Origin of the sequence: Pedobacter sp. MC2016-14, from assembly GCF_020991475.1 — a bacterium.
In the GTDB taxonomy this organism is placed as follows: domain Bacteria; phylum Bacteroidota; class Bacteroidia; order Sphingobacteriales; family Sphingobacteriaceae; genus Pedobacter.
The window spans coordinates 930,372-946,949 of record NZ_JAJMPA010000001.1 but is presented as its reverse complement, the minus strand read 5'-3'; the positions used below and the strand labels follow the sequence as shown (position 1 = coordinate 946,949).

Here is a 16,578-nt window from a genome sequence, read left to right as displayed (position 1 = left end):
TTAACGTATACTTTTAATAACACTCAAAATGCTATGTCCATCCCTCTTAGCAGCAGACCCTTTAGGGCTTATCATTTTTACAGTTCCTACCGCACCTGGTAATAGTGTTGCATCTTGCAAAATCGTTAATGGATCTGATTTAAGCTGATAAGCGGTAACTTTGTCGGAGAACGAATTAAAGCCTGCCATAAATCCGCCATATTTCATTTTTGTAGGTATGCTAATGCCGGAAGCGTTAAAAGTCATAGCCTTGTCACCAGTTACTATAGCATTAACACTAGCCTCACCCCCTCCTAATGAATGTCCAACATATGTAAGTTCTGAACTACCTAAACTGGTCTTGATAGCTTTAGCATTATCCACAGATTTATCATATTGCGCCGATGTACCAAATACTTGAGCCGCATTAGCGACTACATCCTTAGTATCCTTAATATCAACCATTTCAGTGCCAGCAGTAGCATAAACATATTCAGTTTTACCATCCACTGTTCTTTCATATAAAGCAGATTTTATACCGGTGTTTGAATTTGTATAATCTGAGGCCTTCAATCCAACATCTCTATTACTAACAGCCCATCCTCCTTTTAATTTTATATTATCTTCAGCACTACCATATACATGAGCAGCTATGAGTGCGGCTTCTTCAGGTGTCGGTTCATCAGCAAACATTCCATCAACATCGATGAAACGTATCGGGTTATTAAGCGCATAACTATAAGGACTATTTCTTCTAGAAATTTCAGAAAGCGGGTCTATCGTACTGAAACGCCCAATCACCGGGTCATAGAACCTTGCTCCGTAATCAAGCTGATCTAAACCAAGTTCGTCCTGCTTTTCTTTTCCATTGTATTTATACTTGTTTGCCGGACTTGGTGTTAAATTATTTCCGGCATTCATCTCAAGGCCAAAAGCATAATAATCCTGGACCTGAATAATATCACCATTTTGCTTAATGGTAGCACGCGTATTGCCCAGATGATCCTTTAGCATATACTCATAGCTGTAAGCAGAACCTGCAGCAGGTAAAGCCCTGCCTTCTTCTGTCTGAATAAATTCTATAACACCATTATGGTACTCAATGCCCCCAATATAATCCCTTACGTCAGTTCCAAAAACCTTTTTTAGCTTCCTTCCTGTAGCATCATAAACATAACCCAGTGTAGCGGCAGTACCCGTTTTAGTAATGATTTGCGGAAGGTTCAGCAGGTTATAGTTTATCGATATGGCTTTCCTGCTATCCGTTTTTTGATTACCATTTTCATCATATGTATAAGAACTACCCTGCGCTGCAGTACCCAAATCAGTAACACCCAAAAGTTGATTGCCACTGTTACCATTCACGCCATAATTATACGTAAAATCATTTAAAAAACCCGAAACATTATTCTTACGTTTCAAATTGGTCATGTTACCCATCTGGTCGTACTTTAATACTTCATTGAATTTATCCACGGTCCCCGCAGTGGTGTAACCAGCTTTTTCCAAACGGTTCAGTTTGTCATAATCGTACACATAGCTTTGCAGCTGTTCTATAAGCCCCATGCCAACAGGCACCTTCGTTTTCCAGTTTATTCCGCCAATATTTCCATTAAAAGCATCCGCTTTATTGCCATACAACAATTCCATTCCAAAAACAGTACTGCCATCAAGGGCAGAAGGATCATTAATTTTATTCAACCAACCACGCTCATTATAGAGATAACCATTATGCTGGGTAAAATTTGTATCATCCTCGCTATGTATAGATTTGGTTAGCAACTGTCCAATTTCATTGTAATCCAGTTTACTCAATATGACTTCAGTAGCAGCATTAATCGACTCCTTGGTAAGCAGCTTTCTACGCATGTGGTCATAAGTATATTTATTAACAATACTCGTTTGGTTTGCACCCACATGATGAATACGTGTACTTTCCAATAACTGATCTGTAAAGGAATACGTATTTTTTACCTCGTCGTAATTCTGTGCATTCTGAGCACCAGATAAATAATGCTGTTGAAATACCTTTTCTGCCCTGCCCTTATTGTCATAAAAAGTCAGGCTTAACAGCATTGTAGACGTTCCAAGTACCTTTACCTTAGTCCCCGTAAGCAAGCCTTTAATCATGGCGCTTCCAGCGGCATAGCTATAAGCATTACCGCCGGGAAAGTTATAATTATCGTAGTAATTTACAGTAAGCTCTTCAGTAGAACTTGTCGGAAATACAGCATTGCTATACTCCGCACCCGCATCACGGCTTTCCCACAAATTTATCGTTTGTGCATCAACCGTAGTTTGCAAACCAGAACGGTTAGATGTGCTAATGCCACTGTAAATACCTGTACTTACCAGCCTGCCCAATCCATCATATTTACTATACAGCCATTTATTTTCCAGCCGCTGATTCGCATCCTGGCTCAAAACCAGCTGATCTATCTTATTGTACACCATATATTCCCAGCCTTTGCCAGGCAGTTTCTTTTCGATCAAACGATTTCTGCCGTCATAACGGTACTGATAACAAAAATTATCCAATGTCGTTTGACTGATACTCCCCGCATCAGGATTTGCCCCCGGAGGAAGAACAAAACTTAGGTTACCGAAGTCATCATACACGTAGTAAGTAGAAAGCACTTCTATTACATCGGTTGCGGTTCTGTTAAATATACGTTTTAGTACAATCTGGCCTTCCTTATCTTTATATTCTTCAACAGTGCCCGCCTTGCCATCAGTAATTACCCAGTTCTCGTCCTTACTAACTACCAAAAATAGCTGACTCGCCTCATAAAAGCCCGTACTCGACAAAGTCCGTTCATGTGTATGGCCAGATGTAGTAACTAGAACCGCATCAAAAAGTCTTACTGCAAAACCCGTAGTCGAAAAATTCTGATCAATGGTATTGGCACCATAAACTAGTTTGCTGGTATGCCCACCAATCTGCCAGCTTGCCCCAGGTGCACCCTGTTCCTCTACCCTGCTTAGTGGAGAAAGCTCAAATTTTGTTTCCGAAAATGGCGTATTAAAAGTAACAGCATGACCTGCCTGAGGGGCATTATAATAGTCAATTACCTTGGTCAGGCCATCTGCTTTATAAACGCCGTTATTTGTGGTACTCGCATAAGGCAGGTATTTCCTCATTTCCCTTCCAAACGAATCATAAGCAATAGGCACCACCAAATCTTTTAAGCCATCTCCACTCCCTTTAACCTGTACATTCTGTAAAGGCCTGCCCAAACCATCTATATACTGAATATCGGCCTGTACCTTCATTTTATCACAACTGGCTCCAATAATCGCAAACTCAGAGTTCAGGTCCTTTACCAAAGGCGTATAGGTCAGGATATAGTTCTGATCCTGACTTGGATTTACACATCCTACAGGTAAGGAGACAGCAATATCCAGTGTTGTTACACTACTTCCACCTGCATTTAGAGCGGTAATTGTATAAGTAGTTAATGCTGAGACAGCAGTCGGTGTGCCGCTTATTTTGCCATTTAACACATCAAAACTTAAGCCAGCAGGCAAAGAGGGGCTTATTTTAAATGCTTCACTCTTTATTAATAAAATCTGAGATTGAGCATTACATACATAAATATTTCCAGCCTTATCCAATGAGATCGCAGTGAGGTAATCGAAATCAGAGCTTGGATTTACAAGGGTAGTAACCTCACCCTGCGCAGTAATTTTCCTTACCGTTGACATCCCTGAACAAATGACATAAACATTTCCATATTTATCAACATCGATATCCATTGGATGGCTAAAACTTGATGCCGTACCTAGTCCGTCTTCAACACCATCAACACCGCTCCCCGCAAAAGTACTCACTACACCCGCCGGCGTAATTTTTCTAATTTTATGATTATTGAAATCAGCAACAAATATATTATCATCTCCATCAACAGCAATGCTAGTCGGACCATTGAAGGTAGCGTTTGCCGCCAAACCATCCAAAGCACCCGCAGCCAAATTTCCAGCTACGGTAGTCACTAAACCTGAAGGCGTAATTTTCCTTATTTTATTGTTACTATAATCGGCTACATATACATTGCCGTTCCGGTCATTGGCCATTCCCGATGGTAAGTTGAATTTTGCCGCCGTTCCTTGCCCGTTATCATCACCACTCCAATAGCTACCAGCAAATGTACTTACTACACCACCGGTAATTTTACGAATTACATTCACATCTTCAGAAACATAAAGATTACCCCATGCATCAACTGTTATTCCAAACGGACGATCAAACTGCGCTTCCGAAAGATTCCCATCTGTTGATCCTGGCACCGTATTACCTGCTAAAGTAGTGACAGTCCCATCCGGCATCACCTTACGGATCTGATGATTATTATAATCTGCTACATATACGGTTCCTACGGCATCAACTGCCAATCCTGACGGAAAATTGAATGTCGCTGCTGTACCTACTCCATTTTCTGCACCAGCAACTCCGCTGCCCGCCAATATGGATTCTATAGGGCCTTCAGAACCGACCGGACCGCCAGTGTTATTTGGGATCAAAGGAGTGATCGCACTACCAGCTATAAAATTTGCGGGGCCGGCATAAGAGATAGCAGGTGCTAATACTGTAGGTTCAGCTGGGATGGAACCAACAGCTATATTTAAAATCGTGGTATGGCTACCAGAACCATTCGTTGCCGTTACCGTGTAAATTGTTTCAGAAGAAAGCTGCGACGGCTGCCCGCTAATCGTTCCACTAGCCCTGTCAAACACAAGTCCCTCAGGTAAAGACGGGCTTATGGTATAACCTATAGCCTCTACTTTCAAAATCTTATTCTCCTGATTGGCGATAAATATGTTGCCCTTATCGTCTACCGCAATAGAGGTAGGCGTGCCAGGATTAAGACCTAACCTTCCAACAATTGTAGACACTTTACCTTCAGGGCTAATCTTCCTTATACTTGAGGTACCTTCACACACAATATATAAATTATCAAATGCATCTATCGCAATATCCAGCGGAGGATAAAATGATGCAGCCAACCCAATACCATCAACTTCTGCAGGAGTTCCGCTTCCCGCAAACGTTGTTACAAGGCCTGCCGGAGAAATCTTTCGGATTACATAATTATTGCGGTCGGCTACGTAAACGTTGTCATGACTATCTACAGCTACACTAGAAGGACTATTAAAACTTGCTTCGGTGCCAACCCCATTAAACATCCCCACCCAACCCGCACCTGCAAATGTTGTAACCATGCCTTGTGGTGTAATCTTCCTGATGCAATGGTTTTCCGAATCTGCAACATACAAGTTACTCATTTCATCAACGTCCATACCCGATGGAAGATTAAATTGAGCCTGTGTTCCGGGACCATCAGCGTAACCCGGAAAAAAAGAACCTCCCGCTAATGTAGAAACCATCGTCTGGTTTGAGATCTTTCTAATTTGGTTAGCATCCTCAGATACATACAAGTTTCCAAATTTGTCCAGTGCTATTTCATATGGGTAAAAGAACCTTGCCAAAGGTATAGGACCATTTACAACATCTGGAGATCCATTACCAGATAATGTAGTTACATCACCAGATGGCAGGATTTTCCTTATTAAATGGTTTAAATAATCTGCCACATAAATTACACCCAAGTTGTCTACCACTATCCCACCTGGCCTGTTAAAACTGGCAAAAATCCCATGGCCGTCAACAGCTCCAGCATTGCCATTGCCGGCCACTAATTTCTGTGTGTCGTAATACACTTGCCCTCCAGTGTTGGTTGGTACCAGCGGTACGATTTGGCTTCCCGGACTAAAGACCAGTTTGCCAGAAACCGAATATGAAATATTAGGTGATTGAGAAAAGCCTTGTTGCCAAAAGCTAAACCCAAAAATTAGAACAACGTTTAATTTTACAAATATATTTAAGTAAATATTTCTCATAATAAGTATTTTAAAAAATTTTAATAATTTAATCGGAAACCTGTAAATTATCCATTTTCAGAAATCGTCGTTTTATTAATTATTACTTCTATAATGATATTCATAGGTTTTAAGGATACTTCCATTTTGATCTTTTATACTTTTTAATCGTTGAAATGTATCATATTCATAATAAGTAGCTATCCCTTTACCATCTGTCATGCTCGTTATACCAATTAATGGATCATAGCTGTATGTAGAAATAATAGAGTTCGGAAAGGCAGCTCTTATTGGAGAAATAAAATTCTCGATAGCGGTCCTGCTAGGATACAAATTACTAAATGCATTTAGGCTTGCATTATTTTTAATCAGCTGTAATTCTGCATATGTTACATTTTTTAATTCCGCCACCGGCAATGACGAATTGTAGCTCCATATATAACAAGTACTTACTCCAAAATCATCATTCATCGCCAGCATATTTCCAAATAAGTCATATCTCGTAAAATTAGATTTCTTTATATCTGTGCCTTCTGCAGCCTGCTTTTCAACCGACAAAGGAGTGTATAAATTTGCTGATGGTGAAAAATAATTTGTCCTAACTAAGCTTATCTGATTGTTGTCCAACATTTGTTTTTCCTCGACAATTGGAGATAACATATTTCTGGAAACCATACTCGTATACACTGGATTTGTAGGAAAATCTACAGGGTATTTATAAGCTGTCCTAATAAATTTCATTTTGCTATTTAACGATTCCTTGAAATCAAGGTACTTATAACTTTGTGGCCTATAAGAATATTTAACCTCGTTAATGACTGGACTACCTGTATCATTAAATAATGTATCAACGACATTAACAATATTTATATCATCTGAAGCAATTGCACAGTAAAATAATTCTACGACGGCATTAGGATTAAGATCTGCTCCATAATATTTCATCGCCCAAATCTCATTTCTCCGGGTAAATTTATATACATTGTTAGTTACATGGATTTTAGAATACTGCTCCAACGGACCTGAATTATTTCTATACTGCACTTCTTTTAACAAAAGACCATTAAAATTGCTGTATCCATTTTTAATACCTGGAAAACGGGAATAACTATGATCATACACAATGTCTGCTTGGTTATGATAAAAAAACTCTGTTTTAGTCCGCTGTAAATTCTCATTTTTCTTGTACTCTACAACTTTAGAATACCCAATCCCGGCAGCTGCCGCGTTAACATCCGTAACTGGGGAGGAGTACCTATTCACCAATCTGGAAAAACCGCCAACGATGCCAGTCGAATAACTGAAAGTGCAGTAAGAAGGGATTGAAGGTACAATACCATAACTTCTTTTAACTACAGTATCTTGTTGTGTAAATGGGCTTTTTATTTCTTCGAAATAATTATAAACATACTCTGTTTTCATTGGATGTAAATCCTGATCATTTGCTTTAGTTTCTATCGACTTTACCCTTAGTCCCCCTCCTAAATAGGTCCATTGGTTTTTATATTCTTGAATCGGAAATAAAGTATTTGAAAAATCGCTCCTTTTTGAGTTTGACAAGTCATAATCATTAGTTTGGTAAATAAATTTTGTACTCCCACCAGTCGGAAACATTATTTCCTCTAATACGAAACATTGATTAAATAATGAGTCAGGCTCTCTGTTTGCACCTAATACATCGAACGCTTGACCAACCCCCCCTTGCATCAACCTTATTCTCTCTTTAGCAATTAAAGAATTGTTCGTCGCATTGCCATTGAAATACCCCCAATGATCCCGGGCATAAGAATTCTTTTTAGGTAACAGCACTTCATTATATTTAAAATTATATTTTTGGAGCTCAGACTCAACACCAACCTCAAGAGATTTTAACTTTAGTCGTTTGTTCAGCAAATCGGGGTGAGTACCCTGTTCGACAGCCGGAGATGGTGCGGTAAAATTACTTATGAAATAATCATAATTAAATTTGAAGTTTTTTATTAGTGAATAGGAATCATTTTTTAAATTATATATCTTGACCTGATCAATTCGTTTTTCAAATTGAACGTCATTACGATTTCCGTATGCTATTTCTATTTTCCCATTCGGAAAAGTAATTCCCGTAAGTAAATGCGTAGAAAGGTGTTTATTAGAAAGACGGGTATAGTTAACACTACCATTAGCTGAATTCTCTACCTCATTTAATCCCGTGACATCCCTTATAGAGTTTGTATCCCTTGGTAGATAGATAAAATCAATCCGATCATTATTAGCCGTCTCAATTCTTGTAACAAACCAATTTGATTCGAAAGTCAATGGACTTTCTACCTGTGGCGTAATATATGTAGTCTCCTTTTTTTCGAAAAAATAATGGTTTCCATCTCTGTCATAGATATTCCAGGTGACCTCATTATTTGAAGCTTTTGAAAATCCGATCTTCGAATCTGTTGGGTTCTTTTCAACCGCAACTCCATTTCTCTTTAAAGCAAAGGTTGTCGAGAAATTTCCAACACTTAAATGATAGAGGTCAGGTTCATATTCAGTAGAATTATATTGAGTTGACGTATGAGACATATAACCTGAAAAATCTGTCGTTTGGTTTGAGCAAGCTGCACCTCGTATCGACATTGGGTAGAAAATACCCGCAGAACTTATTGCTGAGGCAATATTCGCCGTGATAGGTGTACAGATCTTATAGGTTTCAATGTTAAAAGAATTCTGTTGAGTTGGATAGGGTATTTTGTCTTCAAAACCAGGTGCATAAGCTGAAAAATATGGTGAACGAATGTCATCATTGCCACGTACTTCATGCATTATCTGCCCACCTAAATTTATACTCCACCCTAAACCAACCACACCAGAATCTTCATTTACTTTAATTCCTGAAGAATTATAAGCTAATGAAATTGGAAGTTTAAATCCTTTTGTATCAATGTCAAAAATTGGGATATCTATTTTTGGAATACCTTTATATTTACTTACAGGAAAATCTATAAATTTAGCTAAGGATGCACTATTTGGTGTTGTCATAGTTCCTTTTGGCAAAAAGGAATTTATATTTTGCGCATCAGCGTTAAAAACTATCAATGATATAATTAAGGCAAAAAGAGGTTTTATAATTTTCTTCATACAAATAATGGATTAACAAACATCAATAGATAGTTTATCAGTTGAATTAGGCAATACTACAAAACCCTACTGCAGCTGGGCTGCAGTAGGCAAAATAGTTGAAAATATTTCCCACCAGGCTTTAACCCTAAAAAACCGCATTCAAGCTACCAAAAACACGATTTTAAGTATCAAAACCTTCTCCTATTAAAAAGTCTCAAAATTTCACCACTGCAAAAAATCGAATGTTCACAGCTTAAAAACAGAGAACCCAAAAAAGAATTTTGTCTAAAATGTATTGTGTATTGTGGCCAATATTTCTTTCACCAATCTTGCTTTATAATCCTGGATATTGCCGATATACAATTCGAATTCCCGTGTGTAATAATAGGTCTTCCTTCTGTGGCAATAATCTATGGGGGCGTCCCACCGTTTCTTCATTTCTTTAAGGTAATCATAGAGCGAGCGCTCTGAAATGTCAAATTTTTCTGCTAAACAGTTTGGACAGCCAGTAGCACTACTGGCAATGGATGCGTCAAGTCTTTCAATAAGCGTTAAATCTACTCTCATAATAAGGAGGCTAAAAAGGATGATATATATATTAATTAAAAACTATTACTCATTTGGAACATTGGCAAATACATCGCAATCAAAATCACCCCGACCACCAAACCTAAAAAGATGATGATGATCGGTTCCAGCAGACTGCTGATTGCATTGGTTTTAAACTCCACCTCTTCCGTATACTGCTGGGCAATCTTTTCAAAAAAGTAATCCATGCGGTTTACCTCTTCGCCAACCTTAATCAGCTGGATCATTTTGGGCGGGTAAAAAGAAAAAGCAGAAAGACTTTTGTGCAGCGATTCGCCTTTTAAAATCTCCTGCTCCACACTCAGCAAAGAAGTTTCAATAGGATAAAAATCAATCATCTGCCGCACCAGCGCAATAGAGCGTAACAAAGGCGTATCCGTGCTCACCAGTAAACGCATTGTATTGGCAAACCTTGCCAGGTAAATCTTCTTTACAATGTCACCCACAATGGGCGTCCGCATCAACAAGGCAGAAGAAAACCGTCTGAAACTTGTACTGTTCCGTTTCAAAAAGTACAAAACTACTAGCGCCACAATCCCCAAAACCATCCACATAAAATATTGGTCAAACCAGGTACTGATGCTGATGATCGTCGCCGTAATCCAGGGCAGCTTACCGCCAAAGCGTAAAAACACATCCGCAAACATGGGCACCACAAACTTGATCATAAACAATACCGCCCCCATAGAGGTACAAAGCACAATCACCGGATACGAAACCGCACTGATGATCTTCCTCCGCTGCTGAATTTTACTCTTATAATACTTCGCCAGATCCGTCAGCACCTCACCTAGCCTGCCCGTTTCTTCGCCAATTTTTAAACTAAAATACTCGTAATCACTAAAACGCTCCGTTTCCTTTAAGGCCTCAGAAAGTGCTAAACCCGCTAAAATCCTGGCCCTGATCCCTTCAAATAAAACCTTATCTTTCGCATTTTCCTGGTCCACTAAAATCAGTTCCAATGCCGTCCGCAGGTCAATGCCCGAAAGCAACAAAGTGCTCAGCTCCACATACAAACTTTCTTTCTTTTTATCCGGCACCTGCTTGCTGCCAAAACTAATGTCCTGGTTCAAAAAGGCCAGCAGGTCTTTCCCTTCAGCAGCAGAAGCTGAACCTTTCGCTTTAGAAGCTTTCTTTTTCGGGTATCCGGAGATGTCTATAGATGGCATATGTTAATCAAATAAATCCTGGGCACTGTACAATTTTTTATAGTTGAGGATCAGCGCTGCGCCCTCCAGTTGTGTTTCAAAATGCAACTGATCTACCTTTCCATCAGCTTCAGCAGGTTCCCCCTCAAAGAAGAGACCGGGGGCTTTCACCGCAAGCTTAAACGTATCTATCCGCAGCGCATGCTGGTCCCGCAACAGGTAAGCCTCGGCAAACTGGTACGTAATCAAACCCTGTGGCGTTTCCAACTCTAAACCTTTAGCCGTACCATCAGCCAATTTTACAATCCCTTTAGCTTGCAAAAAGTCCTGTCTCAGCAGTTTATCCGCGGTTAAAAAGGTAGCCAGCCTTTCCTGTTTCTGCGCATAAGTCACATAAGATCGACTCACCAGCCGATAGGCCGTATACGTAATGCCCAGTACAATGCTGATCAGCAGCATGGCAATCGTTACCTCCAATAGCGTAAATGCGGCCAGCTTCCTCATTTCTTGACGATCTTACGTGAAAGCCCAATTTCTTTACCCCGCTCAACTGCCTTCACCGTAATCAAGAGCAATGAAGTATCCTGTTCATAAGGCGCAACAGTTTTCTGCAATTCGATACTGTCGCTAACCAGCACCTCATCTTCCCAGTTCCGTTCCATAACACTTTGCTCCAATACATTTTCTGTTTTTACCCGCATTTCCTGCTGCCTAAAAGAAGGAGAACTGCGCAGTACTCCAGTATAAATACCCAGTGCAAGTACAAAAACCACCATGATCACCACCATGGCCACAATCACTTCCACCAGCGTAGAAGCTTTGATCATCTTTATACCTAGTTTAGCCATTTCAATACATTTTGGTCAGCAAGCTTTCTTTTAAACAGAGGCGAACTCAGGTAATACTTACTCAGCAATTTCCGGTTCAGCAGCAGGTCAATCAGGTAGTTCTCATATAAAGTAGCCGGAGTCTGCATAATAAAGCGCTTGGCATACACTTTCCCATAAACCTGCACCTGTTTTTCCAGTTTGATATATCCCGTAGCATATACCTCCCCTTTAACCAGGCAATCTTTAGCCAAAGAAATCAGGGTTTGCAAATCGCTCCTTTTTTGTTCATAACTCAACAATAAGCCCGAAAAACGGGTACCCGCAGCCAGACTGATCTTCGCCTGGATCCTGCCACCATCTGGTTTAAACACCCCAATAAAAGAAGGGTACAAAAAAGTACAGCCCTTACCCACCACTACAGAATCCCTTGCAAACAACTGGCAGCTGCCCTTAAAGCCTTCAGAAACCACGATAGATGGCGCATAGATTTGCACATCCTCTAATACCGCTCCCGCTTTAATGTACACTACGGTGTCCGATATCAAAATTACTTTTCCCTTTATCGCAAGGCCCGACAATACCGTATCTGCCAATCCCATTTTTAACACCAGGGCGGGGTTAAAAAAAGAATTGTTTAAAGAATCTTTAACCGCAAAAGCCAAGGTATCTTTCCGCTTAAAATTATCCAGCAAAGTTTTGATCCATTTCTCATTTAAGGGAGGCAAATCACGTGTACTGTTGCGGATGGCACCTCTAATCAGTTCCTTCCCAGCATAAGGCTTACCATCTACGTAACTTTGTTTCAAGCCCGCTTTTGGCAGTTCCCCATCTCCTGTTATTTGCGTATTTCCACTTACAGAAAGCGGCCGGTCCTCATCTGCCAGGTAAATCGCCGCCGGATCCGTAAAAGAAATCCCGGACAAAAAGGCGCTTTTTAAAGTATCCGCTAGCTCAAAAGCCTTTGCCGTATTTAAAGTATAAACACCCCAGCCTGACTTTTGCAATACCACACTGTCCTTACCATCACCATACAAATCTTTGGAAAGCTCAGCATCATAAGCCAGGTAATCGCCACTAAGCAACAAAGCCCTGGCAGATTCCAAACTGGAGCATAAGCGGTCGGTACGGGCTTTCTTCTGACTCTCCGCACGGTAATAATAGGCAATAGTCAGCAACGAAACCGAAATCATCCCAATCAACAAAGCAATGATGATCACAATATACAGTGCCGCTGCTTTAACCATATCATTTAGCTGCTTTTTTGTGAAAGATGCGTTTGATAAAAGCAGGCGTACCTATTTTAATTTTGGGGAAGAAACGTTTAGGCTGTACCACTTTTCCTTTTCTATACTTCATTACCTGTACACTATCGGCACCAGCAGCATTCTTAATCCCCGGGTATAGCAATTGCTTTCCATGTTTTAGCCCATGCTTCCATTTTACCTCTTCCTTCAGCAAACCTTCTTCATTCCAGCTTTTCCATACCCCCTCCTTCAAGCCGTTTTTATACCCCCCGGCTTCCTTTAAGTTTTTGCTGAGGTAAAAATCCTGGTAGTAGCCATGGAGCAGTCTGCCGCTATAACCGCCTTGTGTTATCCTGATGTAGTGGCCCGAAAACCAGGTGTAAGACAATTGACTGTCTGTAGCAATTGCTTGTACAGGTTTTAAATATGCGGTTACCGTGTGGTCGGGGTAGTTTACCGTTACCTTTCGGTTTTGTAGAATATCCTCGTAAGATTGCCCATAGGCGGTCATTGCGCCCATTACCAATAGCCATAACAGCAAGAGTTGTCTGTTCATCATCCTCATTGTTTTATATATTTTTGTTTACCCTGCCACAATACCAGGATAGAATCTCTTTTATTTTTAATCAGTTTCAAGCCCTCAAAAACCTCCCCTTCGCCCAGCATCCTTTCTCTCCCGTTTACCGTTACAATAGAAACTATTTTTTTGGTTACCGGGTTGGTAATGGATCCCGTATACTGAATTGCTGCCCAATTGATAACCGGAGGCAGGGGCTTTACAGGCAAAGGAATTACTTGAACCGCCGGTTTAACAGGAGCTGTAACGGTCGTCGGGCTTTTAGCCAAAGCACCCAAAAACGGGTCCCTGTAGTTTAATGCAAGTTTAAAAGTATCCGGCAGTTCTGCGTACTGATCATAAGGTTCATGAACCATTTTCCGCTCCGCAAAAGCAGGTTGATAATCTTCCGCAACCTCCGCAAAAAACAAACGGTAAATCACAATACCCCATACTGCCGCAACAGCGCAGATCAGCAGGTAGGTAAGCTTTTTATTTTTAACCGGCTGCATATCACTAACTACAGAATGGTAAAACTTCTCAACTCTCCTGCCGCACTGGTATTTCCTGCATCATCCACCGCCCTCACTTCCCAGTACACTTTTTCTCCGCTAATGCCTAAATTAAATACAGAAGACAGCGTAGTGGTGGTCAGGGGATAATTGCCATTGTACAGTACGGAGCCGTTGTTTTTGTACACATATACCATGTATTTTTTGGCTGTAGCAGCGGCCGACCAGCTCAGGGTAACCGGCTTAGACACCGATGCATTGTCTTGCGGGACACTCAATACCACCACTGGCGGAGGTGTCGCATCATAAGTAATGGTTTGTATTGGCGACCATTTCGATTCTGCCGTATCATTCTGTCCCTTTACGCGCCATTGGTACGTTTTTTCCCTTGTAAAAGTAAGCGCATAATCCAGGTTTACCGTAGTATGGTCAAGGTACAGCGAATTCTCATCCGCAAAATTATTGGTGTCAATTTCCAGCCTGTATTTTGTGGCACCATACAAACGCATCCACTTAAACTGGGCAGTATTCAGGTTACTTAGCGTAGCATTAGCGGGCGACTGCAATTGAACCTGCTGCGTGGTAATAGAACCCGGATAAACTGTAAAAGCAGCTACAGCATAAGCGGTTGCGCTGCTCCCGTTTTTCGCCCTGATCCGCCACTCATAACTCCCCGGATCCAGCGAAAAGCTAAACCTTGTTCCCGTTACCAGCGTATCCAGCACCAGTTTTACTGTATGGTCAAAGTCAGGTGTTACTACCTGCAAGTGATAACTCAGCGCATCATCAATCGCTTCCCACCAAAAGGTTTGTGCATAATCTTTGGTTTCCGCACCATTTACCGGTGCCCGCAAAACAACTTTGCTGTCCGTAATAGCAGGTTCAATAAATTCACTGCAACCTGCCAGCAGTACCATGCTTAAAACAACTGTTAAAAGCTTTCCGTAACCGATGTTCCCTGTCCTCATCATTTGATTTCTTTATTTGCTATTGCCCTAAAATCTAACCTCAATACACATTGCGCATTGCGTGTGCCGCCCGCAGCAGCCCCGCTAAAATTGCCTTTGTCTTTCGGGCCTTTCAACTGCAGGGCAGATAATTTACCGATACCCGGCGTGCGTTCCAGCGTGTCAATCACTTTTACCAGCTGGGTAAAACTGCCGTAACAATGCAGGCTTTGCGCCATACCCGCCAACGTGGTATCCCTTTCCTGTGTTTTCAGCACCGTATAATCAATGGTAGCACCCTGTTTTGCCGCAGCAGCAGAGGCTTTCATCCATAAAGTATTGCTCCAAAGCTCCTCTTTAACCTGGTAAGCTTTTAAAATACGTTCCAGGGCGGTCAGCTTTCGCTGCGTATATACCGGGTTAAATGAAATGTCGTTCCTTAAACTTTCCTGCTCTGTGAGGTCCTGGTTTAAGCGCAGGGCATCAAAAGTCTTACTAAAAGCAAGTACCCAGCACAACAAAATGCCGGCTAAAGCCATCAATGGCAAGAACCTGTTTTTCTGCTGATAACTGATCCTGTTCCACATCGCTAAAAATTCAAGATTAAAGTAAACACCTGTGTCTGCTGCTGCTCATCAGCTAAGTATTTTTCCAGCTGCACCTTTTTTATCCAGGGTTTTTGTTTCAACACATACATCCAGTCGTTCAGTACATACACATTCTCTGCCTGTCCTTTAAGCCTAACCGTAAAAGGCTCCGCCAGGCTTTCCTTCAGCAAACTGCTGCCCGTAGTCAATAAATTATTTACCGTTAGTTCTGTCAGGGTAATGGTTCCCGGAACGGTTTGGCCCAGCTGATCGCAGAGATAAGCATAGGGCAGTCCCTTATTCCAGCCCAGGTTTTTAACCATAGCCTCTTTCTCTTTCACATCTGCTTCCATCTTTTCCTTGTTTACCGTAACGCTGGTTTGTTGCCCTGCCCTTCCGGCCATTTCCTCGTTGGCGGCATTGTAATGGCTAAACACTAAAAAATTTAGGAGCAGGAGCACAAAAATACCCCCCAGTACCAGCATGCTGTTTCGTTTAAACTTCAGCTTTGCGGTATATTCTGCCAGCTGTTCCGCCAATCCCTCGGTTTCTACTTCTATCAGCTCAAGCCGCTCGTGCAGCAACAACTGAAAAGCGGTGGCATAAGCCAAAATAAACTGTTCTGGCATTACCTCAATGTCTATTTTTAGCGTAAAGCCCGCATTTAAGCCTGGTGTATACGTATAATCCTGCCATTCCTTTTCCTGGTTAAGGCTAACCTGGTGACCGTCAAAATTCAGGTTTCCATTGTAGCTATTCAGCTGTGGCAGTACCTGATCCGCCACAAAAGGCCCCAGGCTCATCAGCATCACCGTTGCACCCTGCTTTTTAAAAGCTTTCAAAATCGCATCGGCAACTTCCCTGCGCACAATGGCCACATAAGATGTGCCCCCGGAAACAAAATGCTGCACATAAAATTCCGCCAGTTTTAAATTGGGGAACAAATGCTGCAGGTTCTGCTCACTGAGCAAATCCAGTTTGCCGGTTTTTTTAATCAGCACCCCTCTTCCCGTCAGGGTAATGGCAAGCGGCGCTTTCAATTCCTCTGGAAGTATTTTGTCCAGACTAACGGTATATTCCTTTTTACTTTCTACCAAAAGCTGCGAAGCCTGTAAAGAAATGTGCAACAAGCGCAGCTCAAAAGTTCCATCCGCTTTGATGAAAACCTCGGCTCCTGCGCAGCCACTCAATCCCTTTTGTCCCTTCCAGCTAAATGCCAT

12 protein-coding genes are annotated in these 16,578 nt (G+C 41.4%); all 12 read right to left on the bottom strand.

Annotated elements, in window-relative coordinates; translation table 11 throughout:
- Window positions 1-5,877, bottom strand: a complete 5,877-nt coding sequence (locus LPB86_RS03930; protein ID WP_230641239.1) for a DUF6443 domain-containing protein — start codon at window positions 5,875-5,877, stop codon at window positions 1-3.
- Between the two features lie 75 nt (window positions 5,878-5,952).
- Entirely contained in the window at window positions 5,953-8,964 is a 3,012-nt protein-coding gene (locus tag LPB86_RS03925) for a hypothetical protein (protein ID WP_230641238.1), read from the bottom strand.
- A gap of 267 nt (window positions 8,965-9,231) precedes the next feature.
- Window positions 9,232-9,513: a hypothetical protein gene (locus LPB86_RS03920; protein ID WP_230641237.1), complete on the bottom strand. Its 282-nt coding sequence runs from the start codon at window positions 9,511-9,513 to the stop codon at window positions 9,232-9,234.
- Window positions 9,514-9,548: 35 nt separating this feature from the next.
- Entirely contained in the window at window positions 9,549-10,703 is a 1,155-nt protein-coding gene (locus LPB86_RS03915) for a type II secretion system F family protein (RefSeq protein ID WP_230641236.1), read from the bottom strand.
- Between the two features lie 3 nt (window positions 10,704-10,706).
- On the bottom strand, window positions 10,707-11,186 hold the full coding sequence (locus LPB86_RS03910; protein WP_230641235.1) for a type II secretion system protein J: 480 nt from the start codon (window positions 11,184-11,186) through the stop codon (window positions 10,707-10,709).
- Window positions 11,183-11,530 carry a hypothetical protein gene (locus LPB86_RS03905; RefSeq protein ID WP_230641234.1) on the bottom strand — a complete coding sequence of 116 codons (348 nt, stop codon included), beginning with the start codon at window positions 11,528-11,530 and terminating at the stop codon, window positions 11,183-11,185. The genes LPB86_RS03910 and LPB86_RS03905 overlap by 4 nt, the downstream gene beginning before the upstream one ends.
- On the bottom strand, window positions 11,518-12,756 hold the full coding sequence (locus LPB86_RS03900) for a hypothetical protein (RefSeq protein ID WP_230641233.1): 1,239 nt from the start codon (window positions 12,754-12,756) through the stop codon (window positions 11,518-11,520). Before LPB86_RS03900 ends, LPB86_RS03905 begins: the two co-directional genes overlap by 13 nt.
- Window position 12,757: 1 nt before the next feature.
- Window positions 12,758-13,315 (bottom strand): toxin-antitoxin system YwqK family antitoxin, encoded by a 558-nt coding sequence (locus LPB86_RS03895; RefSeq protein WP_230641232.1) that lies wholly within the window; start codon window positions 13,313-13,315, stop codon window positions 12,758-12,760.
- Window positions 13,316-13,317: 2 nt separating this feature from the next.
- Window positions 13,318-13,824, bottom strand: a complete 507-nt coding sequence (locus tag LPB86_RS03890) for a hypothetical protein (RefSeq protein ID WP_230641231.1) — start codon at window positions 13,822-13,824, stop codon at window positions 13,318-13,320.
- Between the two features lie 8 nt (window positions 13,825-13,832).
- A complete protein-coding gene (locus LPB86_RS03885) occupies window positions 13,833-14,795 on the bottom strand; it encodes a hypothetical protein (protein ID WP_230641230.1) in 963 nt (320 codons plus the stop codon).
- On the bottom strand, window positions 14,792-15,358 hold the full coding sequence (locus LPB86_RS03880) for a hypothetical protein (RefSeq protein ID WP_230641229.1): 567 nt from the start codon (window positions 15,356-15,358) through the stop codon (window positions 14,792-14,794). Before LPB86_RS03880 ends, LPB86_RS03885 begins: the two co-directional genes overlap by 4 nt.
- A gap of 2 nt (window positions 15,359-15,360) precedes the next feature.
- Window positions 15,361-16,578, bottom strand: a complete 1,218-nt coding sequence (locus LPB86_RS03875; protein WP_230641228.1) for a PilN domain-containing protein — start codon at window positions 16,576-16,578, stop codon at window positions 15,361-15,363.